The organism is Mesorhizobium sp. C395A (assembly GCF_030323205.1).
Taxonomy (GTDB): domain Bacteria; phylum Pseudomonadota; class Alphaproteobacteria; order Rhizobiales; family Rhizobiaceae; genus Mesorhizobium.
The window spans coordinates 3,751,246-3,772,290 of record NZ_CP100473.1 but is presented as its reverse complement, the minus strand read 5'-3'; the positions used below and the strand labels follow the sequence as shown (position 1 = coordinate 3,772,290).

Sequence of the window (21,045 nt, the reverse complement as noted above, 5' to 3'; positions counted from 1 at the left end):
GGTCAAAAGAGTCGGGCCGTCAGGCTTCTGGGCCTTGCGGCTTGGCCTCGCGCCGCCAGCCGATGAACTCGTCGAAGACGACCAGCGCCGCGCCGGCCGAAATGAAGGCATCGGCGAGGTTGAAGACGGCGAAGGACCATACCGGCGTGTGGAACAATATATAGTCGATGACGTGGCCGTAGACGGCGCGGTCGATCAGATTGCCGATCGCGCCGCCGATGATCAGGGCAAAGCCGATGCGGGCCAGCACATGGCCGGATGGCGTACGCGTTGCCAGATAAAGCACGAAGGCGACGACGACGACCGCGATGACGACCAGGCCGGTGTCGCCGAAAGACGAGAACATCGAAAAGGCAATACCGGTATTGTAGGTGCGAAACAGCGCCAGGAACGGCATCAGGTCGAGCCTTTCCTGAAAGGCGAGGCCGGTCTCGATCAGATGCTTTATCCACTGGTCGAGCGCGATTGCCACCACCACCAGCAGCGCATAGGGAGACCATGATTTCACGATGTGGCGTCCTCGGGGGCAAGTTTCAGCGCGCCGCGCCGGATCTCGAACAGCATGATTCCGGTGGCGACCGCCAAATTGAGTGAATCGGCGCGGCCGGCCTGCGGAATCCGCAGCAGCCGGTCGCAGCTTTCCGCCAGATTGTCGGGCAGGCCCTGCTGCTCATTGCCCATCATCAAGAGCACCGGTCCTCGGGAGAAATCGACCGAGCGGTAGTCGACCGCACCCTTCAGATGGGTGCCGACCACCAGGCCCGAGAAGCTGTTTCGCCAAGCCAGAAATGCTTCCGGCGTCGCCTTGGTCACCGGCACGGCGAAGATCGAGCCCATGGTGGCGCGCACGGTCTCGACAGAAAAAGGATCGGTAGTCTCGCCGACCAGGATGACGCCCTTGGCGCCGACGGCATCGACGGTGCGGATGACGGTGCCGAGATTGCCGGGATCGCGCACCCGGTCGAGCGCCACCCAGACGTCGCCGTCGTGAGCGCGGATGTCTCTTAGCGGCAGCAGTTTTTGCCGGAAGACGCCGACCACCATTTGCGGATTGTCACGGCGGGTGATGGCGACCAGCACTTTTTCGGACACTTCGAGCACGGTGCCGCCGGCGGCAACCGTGCGCGCCGCCACCTTTTCGACCGCCGCATTGCCGCGTCCGGCCTTGGCGAAAACCAGCGTCCTGATCGACCAGCCGAGGTCGAGGGCGTCGATGACCAGCTTCAGCCCTTCGGCCATGAAGGCGTTCTGCTGGTCGCGGAATTTCTTCTGGGCGAGCGCCTTGATGTCCTTGATCAGCGGATTGGCAAGGCTGGTGACTTCCTTGACCTGCCCGGGCGCACCTGCGTGCCGCTCATTCATTCGGGACTCCCGGGCATTCAGGTCTCCCGGGCATTCAGGCCACCCAGCGCGAAAACAGCGATGTCGACAGCGCCCGGCCGGCGGATTGCTCGCGGATGATCAGTTCGCCTGATTCAACGGTGCCGCCCATGCCGGCAAAGGTGTCGCGCATCAAGGCATGGACGGCGAAGAAGGAGGCGCGGATGGAATAGGCGGTCAGCACCACGGTGAGCGGTTTCGGCGTCAGGATCGCGCGGCAAAGATCGGTCAGGCCGGGCAGGTCCTCGAACAACTGCCAGACCTCGCCCTTGGGGCCGCGGCCATAGGCGGGCGGGTCGAACAGGATGATGTCGTAGCGGCTGCCGCGGCGCTCTTCGCGCTCGACGAATTTCACTGCATCGTCAACGATCCAGCGGATCGGCTTGCTGCCGAGACCGGCCATTTCCTGGTTTTCGCGCGCCCAGCCGACCGCCTTCCTGGAGGCATCGACATGGGTGACCTCGGCGCCGGCACGGGCGGCTACGAGAGACGCGAGCCCGGTATAGCCGAACAGGTTCAGCACCTTGACCGGGCGGTTGGCCGCCGCGATCAGGCTGGCCATATGGTCCCAGTGCGAAGCCTGCTCGGGGAAGACGCCGACATGGCGAAACGAGGTGAAGCGGCCGAGATAGTCGATGCCGTCATGCTTCATCGGCCAGGTCTCGCCCAGCGGTACCTTCGGGAACCGCCAGCGGCCGATGCCTTCTTCGTCGGTGTCGCCGGTGAAGATGGCGTCGGCGCGGTCCCAGTCCCTGGCGGGCAAGGCCTTTTGCCAGATCGCCTGTCCCTCGGGCCGCACGATGCGGTAGGGGCCGTATTGTTCGAGCTTCTCGCCGGCACCGCTGTCGAGCAGCGCATAATCCCGATTGGGCGCCACTTCGAGGATCACCGGCAGGCGCTCAGTGGGCAGGATGCCTTCGCGACGCGCCAGGATACGGGGGGCGGGCTTCGGATCAGACCGGGCGTCCGGTTTTGTTTCGTGGCGTGGCTGTCTGGCTTCGGGTCGGACTGGTACGGTGCCCGGCTGCGGCCGCGCGTGTTCGGTCCTGCCCTTTGCGGGCGGACGGTTGTCGCGGCGTTTGTCGCGAAAGGACTTCAAGCAGGAGCGTCTCCGGAGGGGCAGGCCGCTTTTGACATAGGGTCACCGGCTGCGCAAACAAAATGGTCCAGCGTGCGAATGTCTGAGGTGGTGGACCTCGCTGAGGAAACAGGCAAATCTCGAATCATGTCCCGTTCCGAACGCCTGCTCGACTTGATCCAGATCCTGCGCCGGCATCGCCGGCCGGTGAGCGGTCGCACGCTTGCCGGCGAGATGGACGTTTCGATCCGAACGCTCTACCGCGACATTGCCACGCTGCAGGGGCAAGGCACGCCGATCGAGGGCGAGGCTGGGCTGGGCTATGTGCTGAAACCCGGCTTCATGCTGCCGCCACTGATGTTCACCGACGAGGAGATCGAGGCCATCGTTCTGGGATCGCGTTGGGTTGCCAGACAACCGGACAAGCGGCTGTCGGCCGCCGCCACCGACGCGCTGGCCAAGATCGCCGCTGTGCTGCCGGATGATCTGCGCGAGGACCTCGATGCGACCGCGCTTTTGGTCGGGCCGCACGGCGATGCTGTCGAAAGCATCGACCTTGGCCTGGTGCGCCAGGCGATCCGCAACGAGAGAAAACTCGGCTTTCTTTACCGCGATGCCGGCGGCGCCGCCTCCGAGCGCTTGATCTGGCCATTCGCGCTCGGCTTTTTCGACAAGGTGCGGGTGGTGGTGGCCTGGTGCGAGACGCGGCAGGATTTCAGACATTTTCGCGCCGACCGGATGTCGGGGCTCAACACCACGGATATCCGCTATCCACGTCGTCGGCAGGCGCTGCTGAAGGAATGGCGCGCGACGCTGGACGCACCGAAGCGCCAGCCCGGCGCTTAATGCTCCTTTCTACGCCCTCGCAAGCCGCTGCTGCCAGAATCTGACAGTGGGGTCACCTATGCTCCTCCAATCGAAACCCTGGAGAGCAGACATGAACACCCCCAATTTCGTCATCCTTTATGTCGACAGCCCGGAGCGGAGCGGCGCCTTCTACGGTGCGCTGCTGGGACGCCAGCCGGTGGAGACGTCGCCGACCTTCGTGCTGTTCGTGCTCGACAATGGCTTCAAGCTCGGCCTGTGGTCGCGCCACACCGTGGAGCCGGCGGCCGCAGCCGCGGGCGGCGGTGCGGAGCTCGTCTTCGCGTTGGACCGGCCTGATGCGGTGGACGCCGCTTACACGGACTGGGCAGGACGCGGCTTGACCATTCTGCAGACGCCGACCGACATGGACTTCGGCCGCACCTTCGTTGCGCTCGATCCCGACGAGCACCGGCTGCGCGTCTACTGGCTGAACGACGGAGAACAGGCCAATGGGGAACAGGCCAATGGAGAACAGAAATGAGTGCCCACTGGATCGCGGTCGCTTCCGCCGAACATGTCCGGCGCGGCCGCGAGGCCGGCTTCATGCAGGTCAACCACGGCAAGGCGGCACCTTTGCGCCGCATCAAGCCCGGCGACGGCATCATCTACTACTCGCCGACCACAATTCTGCGCGAGAAGGACGGCCTGCAGGCCTTCACGGCAATCGGCACCGTGCGAGAAGGCGAGCCTTACCAGGGCGACATGGGCGGTGGCTTCACGCCGTTCCGCAGGGATGTCGAATGGGCCAAGGCCGAGGAGGCGCCGATCAAGCCGCTGCTCGAGCAGCTCGACTTCACCGCGGGCAAATCGAACTGGGGTTACCAGCTGCGCTTTGGCCTGTTCGAAATTGCCGCGCATGATTTCGCGCTGATCGCCGAGGCGATGGGCGCTGCCATGAAGGCAGGCTCAAGCATCCAGCCGCCGGATCGGCAAGGCACCGTGACAAGGCTGCTGACACCAAGTTGTCAGCAGCCTTGTGCGACAAGCGATTGTCTTCAGATAGCGTCGCGCTTGCCCAGGAGAATAAGATGGACTTCGTCTCGATCCGCATCATTACCGATCAGATCAAGCCCTTGGTGGCATTCTACGACACGATCACCGGGCTTACCGCAACCTGGTTCACAGACGATTTCGCCGAACTGGCAACGCCGTCCTGCACACTGGCGATCGGCAGCACCCGCACGCTGGCCCTGTTCGGAACTGATGTGGCGCAGCCGGCCGCCAATCGCTCAGCGATCATCGAGTTTCGCGTCGCCGATGTTGATGCTGAGTACAGCAGGCTGGCGAAAATTATCGGCGATTTCGTACAGACGCCGACGACGATGCCATGGGGTAACCGGTCGCTGCTGCTGCGCGATCCCGATGGCAATCTGGTGAACTTCTTCACCCCGGTCAGCGCGGAAGCGATCAGGAAGTTCGATCGCAGAACCGGCGCAGACGCTACTGCTTGAGCGCGTTGTAGACGGCAATGCCGGCGGCAAGGTCCTCAAGCGCGGCGCCGACCGACTTGAACAGCGTGACCTCAGTGGGGCTCTGCCGGCCCTGTTTTTCCCCGCGCGCCAGCTCATGCAAATCGGCGACGATGGCTTCCGGCTTCAGCACGCCGGAGGCGAGCGGCTGGACGATGTCGCCGGCTTCCTTGGTGGCGCCGGCGCGGGTGTCGACATAGACGCGGGCGCGCGCGATCGCGTCGTCGTCGCTCTCGCGCATGGTCGGCGTGAAGCCGCCGACCAGATCGACATGCGCGCCCGGCTTGAGCAGCGCACCCTTGACCAGCGGCGTCGTCGTGATCGTCGCCGATGAGACGATGTCGGCCTCGGCGAGTTCGGCGTCGAGATCGCTTGCGGCCTCGGCGTTGAAACCGTCCGCGCGCAAATCAGCCGCGACCTTTTCGGCATTGGCGGGCGTGCGGTTCCAGATGCGGATGGTCTTGATCGGCCGCACCGCGGAGTGCGCCTTGGCGAGGAACGGCGACAGCGCGCCGGCGCCGACCACCAGAAGCCGCGATGCGTCCTCGCAGGCGAGATAGGAGGCCGCCACCGCCGAGGCGCAAGCGGTGCGCCACTGTGTCAGCCGTTGGCCGTCGATCAGCGCTTCGGGCTCGCCGGTGGCGCCGTTGAGCAGGAGGTAGAGCCCCATTACCGCCGGTTTGCCGATGGCGTTGTTGTCGGGCGATACGGTGACGATCTTGACGCCGATATGACCGCCGACCGACGTGCCGGCCGCATGGAAGTCGGTCCACGCCGGCATCAACAGCAGCGTGGAAGTGGCACCGTCGGGCCGTTCGACTCCGTGATGATGGCGGACGGGTTGCACAGCACCCTCGCGGAAGGCCGCGCGCAATGTCTCGACCAGCCCGGGAAAGGTCAGCGCCTGGTCGACAGCGTCGGCCGAAATGGTCAGCATGCAAAACTCCGCGAAGATAAAAGCTTCGGCTTCAGGCCGTTGGCTTCGGCAGCGCCGGCCCGGTGGCCGCGCCCTGCTGCACGGCGGGTATACGGCTGACCGCCTGGCGCAAATTCTCGGCCTCGACCCCGCGCTGGCGCGCCAGCTTGCGGTAGCGGCCCTGCTTGACCCAGGTCGCCAGGCTGCCGACGACCATGCCGATGGCGAGCGCCACGAACAGGAAGATGAACAGCGGCAAGGTCAGCGTCAGTTTCGGATTGCCGGGGTTGAACGGGTCGAGCGTGAAGGCGACCAGCTCGCGGTTGGCGACGGCCAGCGCAATCAGGATGACGGCGAGCGGCACGAAGACCACGATAAGTATGAAGCGGTTCAACATAGAGATTCCCTGGAGAAGGCAGGCCTTGATAAGGTCGGCGCGTGGTCCGCGCCTACTTGCCGCCATTCAGCCTTTCACGCAATTCCTTTCCGGTCTTGAAGAACGGCACCCACTTCTCCTCGACCTCGACGGATTCGCCGGTGCGCGGGTTGCGGCCGGTGCGGGCAGGGCGATTCTTCACCGAAAAAGCGCCGAAGCCACGCAACTCGACCCGATTGCCTTCCGCTAGGGCATCGGTGATCTCGTCGAAGATCGCTCCCACGATGTTTTCGACGTCGCGCAGGAAAAGATGCGGGTTGCGCGTGGCAATGATCTGCACAAGCTCGGATTTGATCATCAGAAAGGTCCCCGTGAAAGCGCTGCGGTCAAATTATCAGGATGATTTTATTTGCTTTTTTACTCGCCCCAACCGGCAGATCAAGGGTGCCAGACGGAAACGAGACCGTCAAGAAACAAGCGATCCGCGCCAATTTCGTGAAGCACGTCGCTGCCGGCCTCCGACAGGCCGAGCGCGCTGCCGACGCTGCGCGCTATTGCTTTCGAGAACAGGAAGCCGCCACGCCGCTCGGTGTCCTTCCATTCCACCACCTTGAGCTTGGCGTCGACACCCTTGGTCGCCAGCCAGTCGATCGCCACGCTCTCGCCGCCGACAGCGTCGATCAGACCGTTGGCAAGGCCCTGGCGGCCGGTGAAGATCGAGCCGTCGGCAAGGGCCAGTGCCTGATCGCGGGTCATCTTGCGGCGCTCGGCGACGATGCCGACAAACCAGTCATAGCTGTCGAGAATGAGCTTGCGGACCATGGCTCGCTCGTCTTCATTGGTCGGCTTGAAGGGCGAGGGCGATGCCTTCAGCGGCGAGGATTTCACTTCCTCGAGCTTGATGCCGACCTTGTCCATCAGACCGCTGACATCGGGATACTGGATGAGCACACCGATCGAGCCGACGATCGACGTCTTGCGGGCAACGATATGGTCGCTGGCACTGGCGATCATGTAGCCGGCCGATGCGGCCAGCGTGCCGACCTCGGCCACCACCGGCTTGTCGGCGGCAAGCTTGCGCACCTCCTCGTAGATCGATTCACCGCCGACCGTGGTGCCGCCGGGCGAATCGATCGCCAGGATGACGCCCTTGACTTGCGAGGATGTGCGGATCGTTTCCAGCCGCTTGATCAGTTCCTCGTCCTCGGTGATGGTGCCTTCGATCCTGACCTTGGCGATGTGGTCGACGGAAGAACCGCCGAGGTCGCCGCCATAGAACCAGCTTGCAAGCGCAATCACCCCAAGGGCCACGATGGCAATGGCGGCGCCGCGCCAGAAGGTCAGCTTGCGCCGCAAGCGGCGGCGGTCGATCAGGTCGTCGGCTCTCAGTGCCATGGTCTGCCTCACAGTCGGTGGGAAGCGATGCTTTTAAAGCAAGCGTCCGCGCCCGGCTACCTCTTCCTCAAGAGCCTGCGACGAAGCGACCTTCACGACGGAGGCATTCAGGAAAAAATGACGCGGTGCGTTCGTTTCTGCTATGAAGTGCGAAATTGTGTCGCCTGAGTTCCGTCTGTAAAACAGCGGCCGTCACATTTTTGCGGTTTTCCTCCGCTTGTGCTTGCTTGCGGGGGCCGGCAACCCACCTATAGCAGGTGTTTTGGCGGACAAGGGTTTATTAGAAGTCAGTCATGCTTGCGCGATCGAACGAACCGACCAATGCCGATGCGGCCTTGGCGCCCACGGCGCCAGCGGGCACGCGCGGCGACGCCTTCGACCGCGCCCAGCGCCACTCGCGCCGCGTGCGCGTGCTTAAGTTTGCCGTGCCGGTGCTTGCCGCAGGGATCGCGGTTGCGTTTCCGGTCTATTCCTATCTGGCGGCGCCGATCAGCATTTCGATACAGGCAGACGGCACCGCTTTCGCGGATGGCAAGCTGGTGATGGCCAATCCGAAGCTCAACGGCTTCACCAAGGACAAGCTGCCCTATTCGCTGATGGCCTTGCGCGCCATCCAGGATGTCGGCAAGCAGGACATCATCGAACTCGAAGGCATCCATGCCAAATTGCCGCTGACGGCCGACAATGTGGCGACCGTCGACGCCAAGCGCGGCATCTACAACAGAAACGCCAACACGATGGACATGACCAGCAACGTTACCGTCACCACCACCGACGGCGTCGCTGCCATCTTCAAATCGGTCTTCCTCGATATGGGCAAAGGCTCTATGAAGACAGGTGATGCGGTCGATGTCAGCCGTAACGGCTCGCGGATCACCGCGGGTTCAATGTCGGTCGAAGACAATGGCAAGGTCATCGTTTTCGAGAACAAGGTAAGCGTTCACATCGATCCGGCCACTATGAAGGCGGCAGAGGCAAAGAGCGGAGAAACGAATGCGTCCCAGTAATTCGGCACGGCTTGTCGCCGCAGCCTCGGCCTTGCTGTTGCTGGGTATGGCGCCGTCCTGGGCTCAGTCCAGCGCCAGCAGCCAATCCGGGCTCAAACTGTCGGGCGACCAGCCGATCCAGATCGAGAGCGACAAACTTGAGGTCCGCCAGGCCGACAGCATGGCGCTGTTCAGCGGCAACGTCACCGTCACGCAAGGGCCAACGCTGCTCAAGGCCGGCAGCATGGAGGTCTACTACGTCAAGGACCCCAACGCCGCCAAAGGTGCTGCCGCCGGCGCTTCGGCGATGACCGGTTCGGCCAATATCGACCATCTGGTGGTCAAGAACAAAGTCTACATCAAGTCGAATGACCAGATCGCCACCGGCGACAACGCCACGTTCGACATGAAGACGCAGGTTCTCGTCCTGTCGGGCAAGGAGGTCGTCTTGTCCCAAGGACCCAACGTCCTCAAGGGCTGCAAGCTCACCGTGCAGATGAAAAGCGGCCTGGCTCAGGTCGATGGCTGCGGCGGGCGCGTCATCATGTCGATGACGCCGCCACCGAAATCCGAGGCCCCGAAGCCCGAATGACTGGCGTATCTTCGCTGCTGACCCGCCTTCCGGGACGGGCGGCCAGTAAACTTGCTGCACCGGCCACAGTCACCGTCGATTCCGCGAAGTTCAAGGGCACCCTGATCGCCAAGGGTCTGACCAAGAGCTACAAGGGCCGCAAGGTGGTCAGTGGTGTCACCATCGGCGTGCGCGCCGGCGAGGCTGTCGGGCTGCTCGGGCCGAACGGCGCCGGCAAGACCACCTGTTTCTACATGGTCACCGGCCTGGTGCCGGTCGATGAGGGCACGATCGAGATCGACGGTTTCGACGTCACCTCGATGCCGATGTACCGCCGCGCCCGCCTCGGCATCGGCTATTTGCCGCAGGAAGCCTCGATCTTCCGCGGCCTGAATGTCGAGCAGAACATCCGCGCCGTGCTCGAAGTGGTTGAGAAGGACCGCAAGGTGCGCGAGCGCAATCTCGACGAACTGCTCGAGGAATTTCACATCAGCCATCTGCGCAAGTCGCCGTCCATGTCGCTGTCGGGTGGCGAGCGGCGACGTCTTGAGATCGCCCGCGCTTTGGCGACGCGCCCGGCCTACATGCTGCTCGACGAGCCGTTCGCCGGCATCGACCCGATTGCCGTCGCCGACATCCAGCAGCTGGTTCGTCATCTGACGGCGCGCGGCATCGGCGTGCTGATTACCGACCACAATGTGCGCGAAACGCTCGGCCTCATCGACCGCGCCTACATCATCCATGCCGGCCAGGTGCTGACGCATGGCCGTGCCGACGAGGTGGTGGCGAACCCCGATGTGCGCCGGCTCTACCTGGGCGAAGGTTTCACGCTCTGAGCGTGAAATTTGTTTCCTGACGTGATTTTTGCCGCCCCGCGGGGCTTTTTTCTCCGATTTTGCGTGAGATAATGCTTCGGTAGGCGCCTTTTGCCATCGTTCGCCTTGACAAGCAAAAGCCGGGCCAGTTTCTATGGAAGGTCGGAAAATTCATTTTCGGCAGCTTCTGATGTGTAGGCTTCCGGGTGCAGAAGGGCGTTTGAAACCGAACCATGGCGTTGGCGGCGAAACTACAGCTACGACAATCCCAGTCGCTGGTGATGACGCCGCAGCTGATGCAGTCGATCAGGCTGTTGCAGCTCACCCATGTCGAGCTCGACCACTTCATCGACGACGAGATCGAGCGCAATCCGCTGCTGGAGCGCGCCGAGCCCCAGGATGACGCCGCAGGCGACCAGGTGCAGAAGGGCGATGTCGCTCCTGAGCCTGCCGCCGATGGCGACTGGTTCGAAAACGAGACGGCGTGGAGCGCCGAAGCGATCTCCGACAAGCTCGACAGCTCGCTGGAAAATCTGTTCCCTGACGATCCCGGCACCAGCGAGCGGCTCGGTCCCGACCTGACGGCGCAGTGGAAGTCGGCCACCGGCAATGGTTCGTCCGGTTCGTCCGAAGGCTTCGACGTCGGCGACATGGCCGCCGCGGCGATCACGCTGCGCCAGCATGTCGGCGAGCAGATCGCGCTTGCCTTTGCCGATCCGGCCGCAAGGCTGATCGCAGCCGAACTGGCCGACGGCCTGGACGAGGCCGGCTATCTGCGCGCCGATCCCGCCGAGATCGCCAAACGGCTCGGCGCCGATCAGGCGATGGTGGCCAATGTGCTGGCAGCCTGCCACACATTCGAGCCGGTCGGCCTGTTTGCGCGCGACCTTGCCGAATGCCTGTCGCTGCAGCTTGCCATGCGCGATCGTCTCGATCCGGCGATGAAGATGCTGGTCGGCAACCTCGAACTGTTGGCGCGGCGCGATTTCCAGACGCTGAAGCGGCTTTGCGGGGTCGACGAGGAGGATCTCCTCGACATGTTGGCCGAAATCCGCGCGCTCGACCCGCGCCCGGGCATGGCGTTTTCGGGCGGCGCCAGCGACGCCATCGTCGCCGATGTCGAAGTCCGCGCCGCCAATGACGGCAGCTGGACGGTCGAGCTCAATGCCGAGACGCTGCCGCGCGTGCTTGTCGATCACATCTATTTCGCCCAGGTCTCGCCGCATGCGAAGAATCAGGCGGAGAAGGATTTCCTGGCCGAATGCCTGCAGAATGCCAACTGGCTGACGCGCAGTCTCGACCAGCGGGCAAAGACGATCCTGAAAGTGGCGTCGGAAATCGTGCGCCAGCAGGACGCTTTTCTCGTCCATGGCGTGCGTCAGCTCAGGCCGCTCAACCTACGCACGGTGGCCGATGCCATCGGCATGCATGAATCGACCGTCAGCCGGGTGACGGCCAACAAATACATGCTGACGCCGCGTGGCGTGTTCGAGCTGCGTTATTTCTTCACGGCTTCGATCGCGGCGTCGGGCGGCGGTGATGCGCATTCCTCGGAAGCGGTGCGCGACCGCATCAAGCAGCTGATCGACGAGGAAAAGCCCGCCGATGTGCTGTCCGATGACGCAATCGTCGACATGTTGAAGGAAAGCGGCGTCGATATTGCCCGGCGCACGGTGGCCAAGTACCGGGAGGGTATGAATATTCCCTCGTCGGTGCAGCGGCGGCGTGAAAAGCGCGCTCTGGCGAGCGCGGGGCGCTAGGTCTGCTTGCCCGGCAAGGCTTTTGCTATGGCTGGATTCCACAACTTTCCGACCTTAAAGCGCATCGCGCTGAAACGGATTCATACGACGCGCTTTAAGTCTTTGTTTTGATGCATGTCGTTGTCCCAGAACCGCAGCGCACTTCTGGGCGACATGCATTAATTGACAAGCTGCAATGAAGTGTCTAGAAGCCCGCCCGCATGAGACGGGCTCGCGGCCCGCATGCGGATGGTCCGTCACGATGAAGGCCACGGGACGGCCAAGAAGGCGGATTGTGATCAACCGGAAAGTTCGGATCTAAAATCGGCGCGAGTTGACGCCGCAAAGCTTGTGCGCACGGATCACGAGTATAAACTCTGGCCAGTTTGAAGCCTGAGCAAGGAAGGTCAGTTTTCAGATGAAATTGCGCATATCGGGTAAACACATGGATATCGGCGATGCGTTGCGTACGCGCATTACCGATCGTGTCGGCGAGGCGATTGGAAAATATTTCGATCGCGGTTTTTCAGGGCACGTCACGGTCATCAAATCGGGGTCGCGTTACTCGGCCGATTGCATGATCAGGCTGGATTCCGGCGCTTCGCTGCAGGCAACCGGCGATTCCCAGGATCCGACACTTGCCTTCGAGGCGGCCGCGGACCGCCTCGAAACCAGGCTGCGGCGCTACAAACGCCGTCTGAAATCGCACAATTCAGGCACTGGAAATGGTGAAATCACCGACATCGCCTATACGGTGATGGCGCCGCTGACCGATGACGATGAGGACATTCCGGAGGACTACGCCCCGGCCATCGTCGCCGAATCAACCATGACGCTGCAGACCATGTCGGTGGCGTCGGCGGTTATCGAACTCGACACCAAGGACAGCCCGGTTTTCGTCTTCCGCAACGCCGGAAACGACCACCTCAACATCGTCTATCGGCGGCCGGACGGAAATATCGGCTGGATCGACCCGTCGACGACCAAAGTCGCACAGGCGTGACGACAACGACAATGGTCGCACAGGTGACGACAATGGTCGCACAGGGATAATAGCCAGCCGCGCGAGGGGCGAGGACTGGCGACGGCAGGCGAATAAGGGATTTCAAATATGGATCTGAGCGATCTTCTCAACGTTCCGGCGATCTTGCCGGCGTTGAAGGCGAACTCCAAAAAGCAGCTTTTGCAGTTGCTGTCCGAGAGAGCGGCGGCGATTTCCGGCATTCCGGAGCGCGAAGTGTTCGACACCATCCTGCAGCGCGAACGGCTGGGCTCCACCGGCGTCGGCAACGGCATCGCCATTCCGCACGGCAAGCTCGCCGGGGTGAAGCGCATCGCCGGCGTCTTTGCCCGGCTGGAGACGCCGGTCGATTTCGAGGCCCTGGATGACCAGCCGGTCGATCTGGTGTTCTTGCTGCTGGCCCCGGAAGGCGCCGGCGCCGATCACCTCAAGGCACTGTCGCGCATCGCCAGGGTTTTGCGCGACGCCGACACGGTGGCCAAGATCAGGGGCACGCGCGACGCGGTCGCCATCCACGCTCTGCTGTCGGACACGCAAGCCTCGCACGCCGCCTGAAGTTCTTTGGAATTAAGTCTTCCAGGGGCCGCCGAAGGCGGCCCTCTCCATTTCAACCGCCAGCAGTCGCCTTAGTGAATGGCGACAGTGGTCAGGTCGTTTTCCATGGCGCCGGCCAAAGCCCGGTCTTTCGCATCCGAAAGCAGGATCGGCTGGCCGTTGGCGGCAAACAGGGCCCACAGGACCATACCAGGCGCTATTTCGCCGAGGTTGGGGAAGCGCCCGAGCAGCTCGTCGCTCGAGACCTTCCGGAGATAAGCGACCGAGCCTTCGCCGAGATGGGCGAATTCGCCGCTGGTCATGGTGATGGTTTCGTCAGTTCTGGTCATTTCAAGCCTCCTTGGCGCGAGGACGCCGCTCAAGGCCATCCCGCATGAGAGCCATCGGTAAAGATCAGTCTTTCACCGATATATTTATTTTCCGTACCAGCCGTTCGGTATCCGGCCGATCGAGATCGATCGACAAAAGGCCGTTCTTCAGTTCCGCTGCGATCACCCGCATGCCGTCGGCCAGCACGAAACAGCGCTGGAATTGGCGCGCGGCGATGCCGCGATGGAGGAATTCGCGCTCGGTGTCGTCGGTTTGACGGCCGCGCACGACCAACTGGTTTTCCTCCGTGGTGACATCGAGATCGCTTTCGGCGAAACCCGCGACAGCCAGCGTAATGCGCAGCCTTTCGGCCTTGCCGTCAGCACCGCTGAGGCGCTCGATGTTGTAGGGAGGATAACTGTCACCGGATTTCGCCAGTCGTTCCAGGGTCTTTTCCATGGCATCGAAACCAAGGAGAAGCGGGCTGGAGAAGGGCGTCATTCGGCTCATGTTACACTGTCCTCTTTGGAGCGACATAAACTGGAAAAACCCGGATGGCATTTTTCCCGATGGTCTTGATATGGTCCGCGCCGCGGCCAAGTTCAAGCCGCCGAACACCCCCGCCAAAAAGACTCCCCCGCATAAGGAAATGAAATGCCCCAGACCCGCAAGATCATCATCGACACGGATCCCGGCCAGGACGATGCCGTCGCCATATTGCTGGCGCTCGGCAGCGCCGAGCTGGAGATCGTCGGCATCTCTGCTGTTGCCGGCAACGTGCCGCTGAAATTGACCGAAAAGAACGCCAGGAAAATCTGCGAACTGGCCGGCCGGCCCGACATCAAGGTCTATGCAGGCGCCATCCGCCCGTTGGCGCGCGAGCTGGTCACCGCCGAGGAAGTGCATGGCAAGACCGGCCTCAACGGCCCGCAACTGCCCGATCCGAAGATGAAGCTGCAGGGCCAGTATGCGGTCGACTTCATCGTCGAGACGCTGATGAAGGAAGAGGCCGGCACGATCACGCTGTGCGCGCTCGGCCCGCTCACCAATGTCGCGCTGGCGCTGATCCGTGAGCCGAAGATCGCGCCGCGCATCAAGGAAATCGTACTGATGGGCGGCGGTTTCTTCGAAGGCGGCAATGTCACGCCGACCGCAGAATTCAACATCTATGTCGATCCGCAAGCCGCCGACCTGGTGTTCAAATCCGGCATTCCGATCGTCATGATGCCGCTCGACGTTACCCACAAGGCGCTGACCACGGCCAAGCGCACGCAGGCCATCCGCCAGCTCGGCACCCGGGTCGGCACCGCGACGGCCGAGATGCTGGAGTTCTTCGAGCGCTTCGACGAGGAGAAATACGGCACCGATGGCGGCCCGCTGCACGACCCCTGCGTCATCGCCTATCTGTTGAAGCCGGAGCTGTTCAAGGGCCGCAACTGCAACGTCACCGTCGAAACCGCCTCCGAACTCACCATGGGCATGACCGTGATCGACTGGTGGGGCGTGACCAAGCGGCCGAAGAACGCCATGGTGATGCGCGACATCGACCATGACGCGTTCTTTGCGCTGCTGGTGGAGCGGTTGGCTCGGCTTTAAGCCTGCCTTGATACAGATCGTTCGCCCAGGGGCTTAGCGCTTCTGGGCGATACCTGTGCACTTATTCGCGAAGCAGGCGGTATGTTTCGGTATCGTTGCGGCGACGCTGCCGCTCGATCGAAACCTTGGAGCCAATGGCTCTCGGCACTGTCGTGTTGTCATATGCAAACACCAGGCCGTCATTTTCATCGAGGCGAATTCCATACAAGTAACGGAACCCGCTGCCGATCGCGACCTCGGGACTTGCAGGAGCGTTGAGAACGTTGACCACTGTACCGGTCAGGCGTTCGACATTGACGATGGGGCTGCTTTGCCTCGCAATCGGGATGCCAATTGCAAGGGCGCAAACGCCCACGACGAGGATGGTGATGAGGATGCCCCTGAGGTTCTCCTGCAGGGTCATCCAGGCAAGGGAATGCCGAGCCTTGGCCAATGCGTATCACCTGACAGCAAGGACGCTGCGTTTCATTGGTATCGTGACCGGCGGTAGTTCAATTTGCGAACCTGTAGAAGGTCGATCCATTCTCGCGCGTGACGCGCTCCAATCTTGCCGGCGCGCCGATCAGATGCGGGAGGTCGTCTTCGACAAGAATGGACGAACCGGTTTCGAGTGCAACCAGATAAAGCGTGCGGCCGTTGTCTGAATGGGTACTTTTGACCGTTGCGTCGATTGGCTCGACCGACCGGATGGGGCTCGCATCATTCGTCCATTTGTAGAGAGCCGAAGGAACCATCACCGCAAACAGGACGACGATCAGGATCACGCCGGGCGCGTCCCTTTTTATGCCAGCGTAAGTCCATGACATCGACGTGAATCCCCCCACGCCGATTCATGTGGTGGCGTGAAGACTGACTTTCAATCAGCCTTCACGTACCGGCTCCGTTGGGAACGACCGTTGGCGGTCGTCACTTCGCCTTGGAAAACGCCAGCCACAGGCCGCCGCCGACCAGAAAGCTGCCGCTGATCCTGGACATCAGCTTGATGCGGCTGGCCGAGAGCAGGCGGCCGGCGCGGCTGGCGGCGAGCGCGTAGGTCGAGTCCGAGACGGCGGCAAAGATCATGGCGGTAAGGCCCATGACGACGATCTGCAGGGTGTAATTGCCCTGCGGGGCGATGAATTGCGGGAAGAAGGCGCCGAAGAACACCAGGGTCTTGGGGTTGCTCAGCGCCACCAGCAGACCCTGCAGGAAGAAGCCGCCACGCGGCTTTCTCGCCGTGCCGTCGGCGTTCAGCGTGCCCTTGGCGCGGAACATCTGCACCCCCATCCAGATCAGATAGGCGGCGCCGATCAGACGCACCCATTCGAACCAGTGGCCCATGCCCGCGATCAGCGTGTTGAGGCCGATGCCGACGATGGCGATCATGATGGCAAGCCCGGCCTGCGTGCCGGCGACATTGGCAAGCCCGGCGCGCGCGCCGTGGCGGATGCTGTTGGCGATGATCAGCGTCACAGTCGGACCGGGCACCAGGATGATGACGATGCAGGCAAGGACATAGGCGGCGTAGAGTTCCAGCGACATGGGGATTTCCTCGAGGATGCGCTTAGGCGGCTGGCTGCAATCAATGCATGGCGGCGGGGCTGGTGCAAGCCGGTCGCAGACCGTGCCGCCCCTCGCGTCAGGACGCCCCCACCTGCCAAGGCAAGGTCGCCTCATAGGCCGCTCCGGCCCTGAGCACGGCGAGGTCGCCGCGCGGCCGGCCGATCAACTGCATGCCCATGGGGCGGCCTTTGTCGTCGAAGCCGACAGGCACATTGAGCGCCGGACAGCCGCCGAGCGTGGCGAAGGCCGAAACCTGCATCCAGCGATGGTAGCTGTCCATGGCGCGTCCGCCGACTTCGCGCGGCCAGTGGATGTCGACGTCGAAAGGAAACACTTGCGCAGTCGGCACCGCGATGAGATCGAAGCGCTCGAACAGCGACAGCAGCGTCCGGTGCCAGGAGGTGCGGATGACCGAGGCCGCGCGGATCTGCGGCGCCGTCAGCCGCATGGCGTTCTCCACCTCCCAGACGGCTTCCGGCTTCAGCAGGGCGCGCTTGTGTAGGTCGTCATAATGGACTTTCAGCGCCGAGCCGCTGCTCGCCTGCCGCAGCGTCACGAAGGCTTGCCACAGTGCCTCGAAATCGAAATCCGGCAGCAAGGGCTCGGTCAGGAAGGATGCCTCCGCGAAGCGGCCGAGTGCGGCCTCGCACAGATCGAGGATGCCAGGCTCTACCGGCAGGTGACCGCCGAGATCACCGAGCCAGCCGACGCGGCCGCCGCTTGCCGGCGTTGCCAGCCCTTCGAGGAACGAGCCGGGTTTCTCCCAAGACAGCGGCGCGTGCGGGTGGTAGCCCGCCTGCACATCGAGCAGCAGCGCCATGTCGCTGATGCTGCGGCCCATCGGCCCGTCTATGCCCATCTGGGCATGAAAGACTTCGAGGTCCGGCCCACCGGGGACAAGGCCCTGCGACGGGCGGAAGCCAAAGACATTGTTCCACGCCGCCGGATTGCGGAGCGAGCCGCCGAAATCGCTGCCGTCGGCGACCGGGACCATGTCGAGCGCAAGGGCGACCGCTGCGCCGCCGCTCGAGCCGCCGGCGGTCAGCGCCGGATCGAACGCGTTCAGCGTCGGTCCGAAAACATTATTGTAGGTGTTGGATCCCAGCCCGAATTCGGGAACGTTGGTCTTGCCGATGATGATGCCGCCGGCCTTGCGGATGCGCTCGACGAAGAAATCATCCTCCTGCGGCACGAAATCGGCGAAGATCGGCGAGCCGAAACTGGTCCTCAAGCCGCGCGTCATGGCGAGGTCTTTTATCGCCATCGGCAGGCCAAACAGCGAGCCGGCCGGCCCGCCTTGCGCTAGATGCGCGTCCGCCGCGTCGGCCTCGCGCAGGATGTCGGAGCGCTCGCGCAACGAGACGATGGCATTGACCAGCGGGTTTGCCGTGTCGATGCGGTCAAGGAATGCGGCGACCAACTCGCGCACGGACAGGCGGCGCAGCCGGATCGCCTCGGCCAGGTCGACAGCGGACATCCGGCAGATGTCGCCGGCGGGGGGCACGGCGTGCTTCGTTGCGGGGCGCAGGGCTGTCATCCGGCGTTGTTGCGCAGGGCGGTGTCCACATCCGCGGCCAGCGGGATGGCCGGCTGGGCGCCGGGCTTCAGGCAGGCGAGCGAGCCGGCGGCTGCGGCGCGGGTGAGAGCCTGCTCCAGCGGCAGGTTGGACGCCAGCCCGGCGGCGAGATAACCGCAAAAAGTATCGCCGGCCCCGACGGTGTCGACCGGCGTGATCTTCAGCGCCGGCACGGTCAGGAAATCCTCCGGGGTCGCCGCCAGCACGCCGTCGCCGCCGAGCGTGACGACGATGGTGCGGCCGGTCTTGCGGGCGAAGTCGCGCATGCGCGCCGGGCGGTCGCGGCCTTTCAGCGACAGCGCCTCGCCGTAAAGGTCGAATTCGGTTTCGTTGGCGACGGCGTAGTCGGCCTTGCCGAGCAACGCTGCCGCCTCGCTACGGAACGGCGCGGTGTTGAGCACGGTGACCGCGGCGGCGGCGCGTGCGGCGTCGAGCGCTGCATCGACAGTCTGCAACGGGATCTCGTGCTGCAGCAGGACGACGTCGCCCTTCGCAAGGAAAGCCTTGGCGAGATCGCCGGGCAGCACCGAATCATTGGCGCCCGGCACCACGGCAATGACATTCTCGCCATCGGCGCCGACGAGGATCAGCGCCGTGCCGGTGGAGGCGAAGCTCTGGCCGACGCCGGAGAGATCGACCTTGCCGGCCACGAGCAAAGCCAGGGCTTCGGTTGCGAAATTGTCCTTGCCGACGGCGCCGACCATGCGCACCTTGGCGCCGGCGCGCGCCGCAGCCAGCGCCTGGTTGGCGCCCTTGCCGCCGGGCGCGGTGGCGAAGCCGGAGCCGCGGACCGTCTCGCCCGGCGAAGGCAGGCGGTCGACATTGGCGATAAGGTCGAGGTTGATCGAGCCGACAACGATGATCAAGAAAGCCTCCTGCGGAATGCGCGGGAAGCTAACCTGTAAGCCGGCGGCTTGCCAGAGCGTGCGGATGTTTTGCGCCGGGAGCTCGCAAAAAGAACAACACCGGCGAAGGGATTTCGCCGGTGTTGTTTGATGCGGGCAGCTTCAGGACGCGGTCTGGCCCGCTTCCCAACCGAGGATGGCGCGTTTGCGGGTCAGGCCCCAGTGGTAGCCGGTGAGTGCGCCGGACTTGCCCAGCGCCCGATGGCAAGGGACGACGAATGACAATGGGTTGGCGCCGACCGCCGCCCCCACCGCCCGGCTGGCGTTTGGCGCGCCGATCCTGGAGGCGATCGAGGAATAAGTGCAGGCCTTGCCCATCGGGATCCTGAGCAGCGCGTCCCAGACGCGCAGCTGGAAGTCGGAGCCGATCATCACCACGCGCAGCGGCTGGTCGGCGCGCCACAATGTCGGATCGAAGATGCGCGCCGCATAGGGCTGGGTGGCGCTCATGTCCTCGACATAGGTGGCGTTCGGCCAGCGGCCCGACATGTCGGCGAACGCCGCCCGCTCGCCGCCCGGATCGTTGAAGGCGAGCCCCGCAAGGCCACGGTCGGTGACCATGATCAGGGCGATGCCGAAGGGCGAGATGTGGTAGCCGTAGCGGATGGTCAGGCCAGCGCCGCGCGTCTTGTAGTCGCCCGGCGACATCGCCTCGTGGGTGACGAACAAATCGTGCAGCCGGCCGGGGCCGGACATGCCGAGTTCGAACGATGTTTCAAGGAGCGGCATGCCGGAATCGAGCAGTTTGCGGGCATGGTCGAGGGTGACCGCCTGCAGGAAGGCTTTTGGCGACAGGCCGGCCCAGCGGGTGAACAGCTTTTGCAGGCCCGTGGGTGTCTCGCCGACATCGGCTGCCAGGGCTTCCAGCGAGGGCTGGTCGCGATAGTCGAGGCTGATCTTCTCGATGGCGCGGCGCACGACCTCGTAGTCGCTGCCCTCGGGGGTGATGTCGTGCTGCAGGATCGCTGTCGGTTTCATCTGCGTATTCATGGTCATCTGGGCGTTCATGGCAATATCTCCTTGACCGCGAATATCGGTCTTTCCGCCCCTTGCAACCACCCGAAACTTGCCTTGTTGCCGCCTGTTACCAGATAAATACTGGATTGCGCCCCGGGAGATGCCAATGGCCGGCGAAAGGGTGAATCTGAGCGGAGCAAGGGAGACCTTGCTGATGACGCTTTATGGCAAGGCACTGGAAAGCCGGCTGCCGCATTCGCTGCTCGGGGATCGCTTCGCCGACGAGGCCGTGCGCAAGATCGACTATGATTTCTCGCGCCTCAAGGTCGACACCAATCTCGGCATCGGCCTGGCGATCCGGGCCAAGACGTATGATGTCCGCGTTCAGGACTTCATCGCCAGAAATCCCGGCGCCATCGTGCTGCATCTCGGCTGCGGGCTCGATACGCGCATTTTCCGTGTCGATCCACCCGAAGGCGTGGAGTGGTTCGATGTCGATTTTCCGGATGTCATCGCGCTCCGGCGCAAGCTTTACCCGTCCCGGGACCACTACCACCTCGTCGGCTCTTCGGTAACCGACCCAGACTGGCTGGCAGAAGTGCCGCGCAATCGTCCGGCCGTCGTGGTGATGGAGGGGTTGACGCCTTATCTCCCGGTAGAGGAGGGGCCACGGCTGCTGTCACGCCTTGTCGCGCATCTTGCCGGCGGCGAGCTGATGTTCGACGCCTACAGCCACTTCGGCCTGAAGATGCTGCGCCTCAATCCGACCATCAGGGCGACGGGCGCCGAGGTTCACTGGGCGATCGACGACCCGCAGGTACTGGAGCGTGCCGTTCCGAAGCTGCGCTTTGTCGATGACATCTCGGCCTACAGCGCCGAACGCACCGCGCACATGGGCTGGTCCGCGAAACTGTTCATCGGACTGTGGAGACACATTCCCGCATTGCGCAAGGTCGGCAGGATTTTACGCTACCGGTTCTAATGCGGCGGCT

General features: G+C 63.4%; 26 protein-coding genes and 1 pseudogene. 12 read left to right on the top strand and 15 right to left on the bottom strand.

The window, feature by feature from the left end:
- Window positions 1-19: 19 nt before the first annotated feature.
- The 3 genes from lspA to NLY37_RS18465 are packed head-to-tail and all read right to left on the bottom strand — an operon-like array spanning window position 20 to window position 2,479.
- Window positions 20-508, bottom strand: coding sequence for a signal peptidase II (gene lspA, locus NLY37_RS18475; RefSeq protein WP_023740834.1), 489 nt, complete (start codon window positions 506-508; stop codon window positions 20-22).
- Window positions 505-1,362, bottom strand: coding sequence for a TrmH family RNA methyltransferase (locus NLY37_RS18470; protein WP_023683061.1), 858 nt, complete (start codon window positions 1,360-1,362; stop codon window positions 505-507). Before NLY37_RS18470 ends, lspA begins: the two co-directional genes overlap by 4 nt.
- Before the next feature lie 34 nt (window positions 1,363-1,396).
- Entirely contained in the window at window positions 1,397-2,479 is a 1,083-nt protein-coding gene (locus NLY37_RS18465; protein ID WP_023740835.1) for an RsmD family RNA methyltransferase, read from the bottom strand.
- A 126-nt stretch (window positions 2,480-2,605) separates the two neighbouring features.
- Between NLY37_RS18465 and NLY37_RS18460 the strand changes: the two genes are divergently transcribed.
- The 4 genes and pseudogenes from NLY37_RS18460 (at window position 2,606) to NLY37_RS18445 (ending at window position 4,776) form a co-directional block, all read left to right on the top strand.
- Window positions 2,606-3,304, top strand: a complete 699-nt coding sequence (locus NLY37_RS18460; RefSeq protein WP_023740836.1) for a helix-turn-helix transcriptional regulator — start codon at window positions 2,606-2,608, stop codon at window positions 3,302-3,304.
- 91 nt (window positions 3,305-3,395) lie between these two features.
- Window positions 3,396-3,806, top strand: a complete 411-nt coding sequence (locus tag NLY37_RS18455; RefSeq protein ID WP_023740837.1) for a VOC family protein — start codon at window positions 3,396-3,398, stop codon at window positions 3,804-3,806.
- A pseudogene (locus tag NLY37_RS18450) lies at window positions 3,803-4,219 on the top strand (EVE domain-containing protein); the annotation flags it as partial. The gene NLY37_RS18455 and the pseudogene NLY37_RS18450, both read left to right, overlap by 4 nt.
- 134 nt (window positions 4,220-4,353) lie before the next feature.
- On the top strand, window positions 4,354-4,776 hold the full coding sequence (locus tag NLY37_RS18445) for a VOC family protein (protein WP_023714120.1): 423 nt from the start codon (window positions 4,354-4,356) through the stop codon (window positions 4,774-4,776).
- Here NLY37_RS18445 and lhpI read toward each other — a convergent pair.
- The 4 genes from lhpI to sppA form a co-directional block, all read right to left on the bottom strand.
- Complete coding sequence (gene lhpI, locus NLY37_RS18440; protein WP_023714119.1) at window positions 4,766-5,731, bottom strand: bifunctional Delta(1)-pyrroline-2-carboxylate/Delta(1)-piperideine-2-carboxylate reductase; 966 nt, start codon at window positions 5,729-5,731, stop codon at window positions 4,766-4,768. The two genes, NLY37_RS18445 and lhpI, sit on opposite strands and share 11 nt — an antisense overlap.
- A 31-nt stretch (window positions 5,732-5,762) precedes the next feature.
- Entirely contained in the window at window positions 5,763-6,107 is a 345-nt protein-coding gene (locus NLY37_RS18435; protein WP_023691965.1) for a lipopolysaccharide assembly protein LapA domain-containing protein, read from the bottom strand.
- Between the two features lie 52 nt (window positions 6,108-6,159).
- Complete coding sequence (locus NLY37_RS18430) at window positions 6,160-6,444, bottom strand: integration host factor subunit beta (RefSeq protein ID WP_006200394.1); 285 nt, start codon at window positions 6,442-6,444, stop codon at window positions 6,160-6,162.
- Window positions 6,445-6,524: 80 nt separating this feature from the next.
- Window positions 6,525-7,481 (bottom strand): signal peptide peptidase SppA, encoded by a 957-nt coding sequence (sppA, locus tag NLY37_RS18425; protein WP_023698204.1) that lies wholly within the window; start codon window positions 7,479-7,481, stop codon window positions 6,525-6,527.
- A 293-nt stretch (window positions 7,482-7,774) separates the two neighbouring features.
- Here sppA and lptC point away from each other — a divergent pair, with 293 nt between their 5' ends.
- The 6 genes from lptC to ptsN all read left to right on the top strand — a co-directional run bounded on the left by lptC (window position 7,775) and on the right by ptsN (window position 13,168).
- Entirely contained in the window at window positions 7,775-8,488 is a 714-nt protein-coding gene (gene lptC, locus NLY37_RS18420) for an LPS export ABC transporter periplasmic protein LptC (RefSeq protein ID WP_023740838.1), read from the top strand.
- A complete protein-coding gene (locus NLY37_RS18415) occupies window positions 8,475-9,059 on the top strand; it encodes an LptA/OstA family protein (protein ID WP_023683069.1) in 585 nt (194 codons plus the stop codon). The genes lptC and NLY37_RS18415 overlap by 14 nt, the downstream gene beginning before the upstream one ends.
- Window positions 9,056-9,874, top strand: a complete 819-nt coding sequence (gene lptB, locus NLY37_RS18410) for an LPS export ABC transporter ATP-binding protein (protein WP_023700100.1) — start codon at window positions 9,056-9,058, stop codon at window positions 9,872-9,874. Before NLY37_RS18415 ends, lptB begins: the two co-directional genes overlap by 4 nt.
- Before the next feature lie 212 nt (window positions 9,875-10,086).
- Complete coding sequence (gene rpoN, locus NLY37_RS18405) at window positions 10,087-11,613, top strand: RNA polymerase factor sigma-54 (protein WP_023740839.1); 1,527 nt, start codon at window positions 10,087-10,089, stop codon at window positions 11,611-11,613.
- Between the two features lie 397 nt (window positions 11,614-12,010).
- Window positions 12,011-12,595, top strand: coding sequence for a ribosome hibernation-promoting factor, HPF/YfiA family (gene hpf, locus NLY37_RS18400; RefSeq protein WP_023683071.1), 585 nt, complete (start codon window positions 12,011-12,013; stop codon window positions 12,593-12,595).
- 108 nt (window positions 12,596-12,703) lie between these two features.
- Window positions 12,704-13,168 (top strand): PTS IIA-like nitrogen regulatory protein PtsN, encoded by a 465-nt coding sequence (gene ptsN / locus NLY37_RS18395; protein ID WP_023669743.1) that lies wholly within the window; start codon window positions 12,704-12,706, stop codon window positions 13,166-13,168.
- Window positions 13,169-13,239: 71 nt separating this feature from the next.
- Here the strand turns inward: ptsN and NLY37_RS18390 are convergent, their stop codons facing one another.
- Together NLY37_RS18390 and NLY37_RS18385 are read right to left on the bottom strand one after the other, a co-directional pair.
- On the bottom strand, window positions 13,240-13,497 hold the full coding sequence (locus NLY37_RS18390) for a BQ00720 family protein (RefSeq protein ID WP_023683072.1): 258 nt from the start codon (window positions 13,495-13,497) through the stop codon (window positions 13,240-13,242).
- Between the two features lie 64 nt (window positions 13,498-13,561).
- Complete coding sequence (locus NLY37_RS18385; protein ID WP_023669741.1) at window positions 13,562-13,987, bottom strand: Hsp20 family protein; 426 nt, start codon at window positions 13,985-13,987, stop codon at window positions 13,562-13,564.
- 144 nt (window positions 13,988-14,131) lie between these two features.
- Between NLY37_RS18385 and NLY37_RS18380 the strand changes: the two genes are divergently transcribed.
- Complete coding sequence (locus NLY37_RS18380; protein ID WP_023669740.1) at window positions 14,132-15,073, top strand: nucleoside hydrolase; 942 nt, start codon at window positions 14,132-14,134, stop codon at window positions 15,071-15,073.
- A gap of 61 nt (window positions 15,074-15,134) precedes the next feature.
- Here the strand turns inward: NLY37_RS18380 and NLY37_RS18375 are convergent, their stop codons facing one another.
- The 6 genes from NLY37_RS18375 to NLY37_RS18350 form a co-directional block, all read right to left on the bottom strand.
- Entirely contained in the window at window positions 15,135-15,506 is a 372-nt protein-coding gene (locus NLY37_RS18375) for a hypothetical protein (RefSeq protein ID WP_023712341.1), read from the bottom strand.
- 58 nt (window positions 15,507-15,564) lie between these two features.
- The gene (locus NLY37_RS18370; RefSeq protein ID WP_023712342.1) at window positions 15,565-15,837 is read right to left on the bottom strand and encodes a hypothetical protein; all 273 of its coding nucleotides are present in this window, start codon (window positions 15,835-15,837) and stop codon (window positions 15,565-15,567) included.
- Between the two features lie 142 nt (window positions 15,838-15,979).
- Complete coding sequence (locus NLY37_RS18365; protein WP_023728526.1) at window positions 15,980-16,594, bottom strand: LysE family translocator; 615 nt, start codon at window positions 16,592-16,594, stop codon at window positions 15,980-15,982.
- A gap of 97 nt (window positions 16,595-16,691) precedes the next feature.
- Window positions 16,692-18,152: an amidase gene (locus tag NLY37_RS18360; RefSeq protein WP_031245918.1), complete on the bottom strand. Its 1,461-nt coding sequence runs from the start codon at window positions 18,150-18,152 to the stop codon at window positions 16,692-16,694.
- Window positions 18,149-19,057, bottom strand: a complete 909-nt coding sequence (locus NLY37_RS18355; RefSeq protein ID WP_023740841.1) for a ribokinase — start codon at window positions 19,055-19,057, stop codon at window positions 18,149-18,151. Before NLY37_RS18355 ends, NLY37_RS18360 begins: the two co-directional genes overlap by 4 nt.
- A gap of 141 nt (window positions 19,058-19,198) precedes the next feature.
- A complete protein-coding gene (locus NLY37_RS18350) occupies window positions 19,199-20,104 on the bottom strand; it encodes a methylated-DNA--[protein]-cysteine S-methyltransferase (RefSeq protein WP_023669734.1) in 906 nt (301 codons plus the stop codon).
- Between the two features lie 115 nt (window positions 20,105-20,219).
- Between NLY37_RS18350 and NLY37_RS18345 the strand changes: the two genes are divergently transcribed.
- Window positions 20,220-21,035 carry a class I SAM-dependent methyltransferase gene (locus NLY37_RS18345; RefSeq protein WP_023683077.1) on the top strand — a complete coding sequence of 272 codons (816 nt, stop codon included), beginning with the start codon at window positions 20,220-20,222 and terminating at the stop codon, window positions 21,033-21,035.
- The last annotated feature ends 10 nt before the right edge of the window (window positions 21,036-21,045 follow it).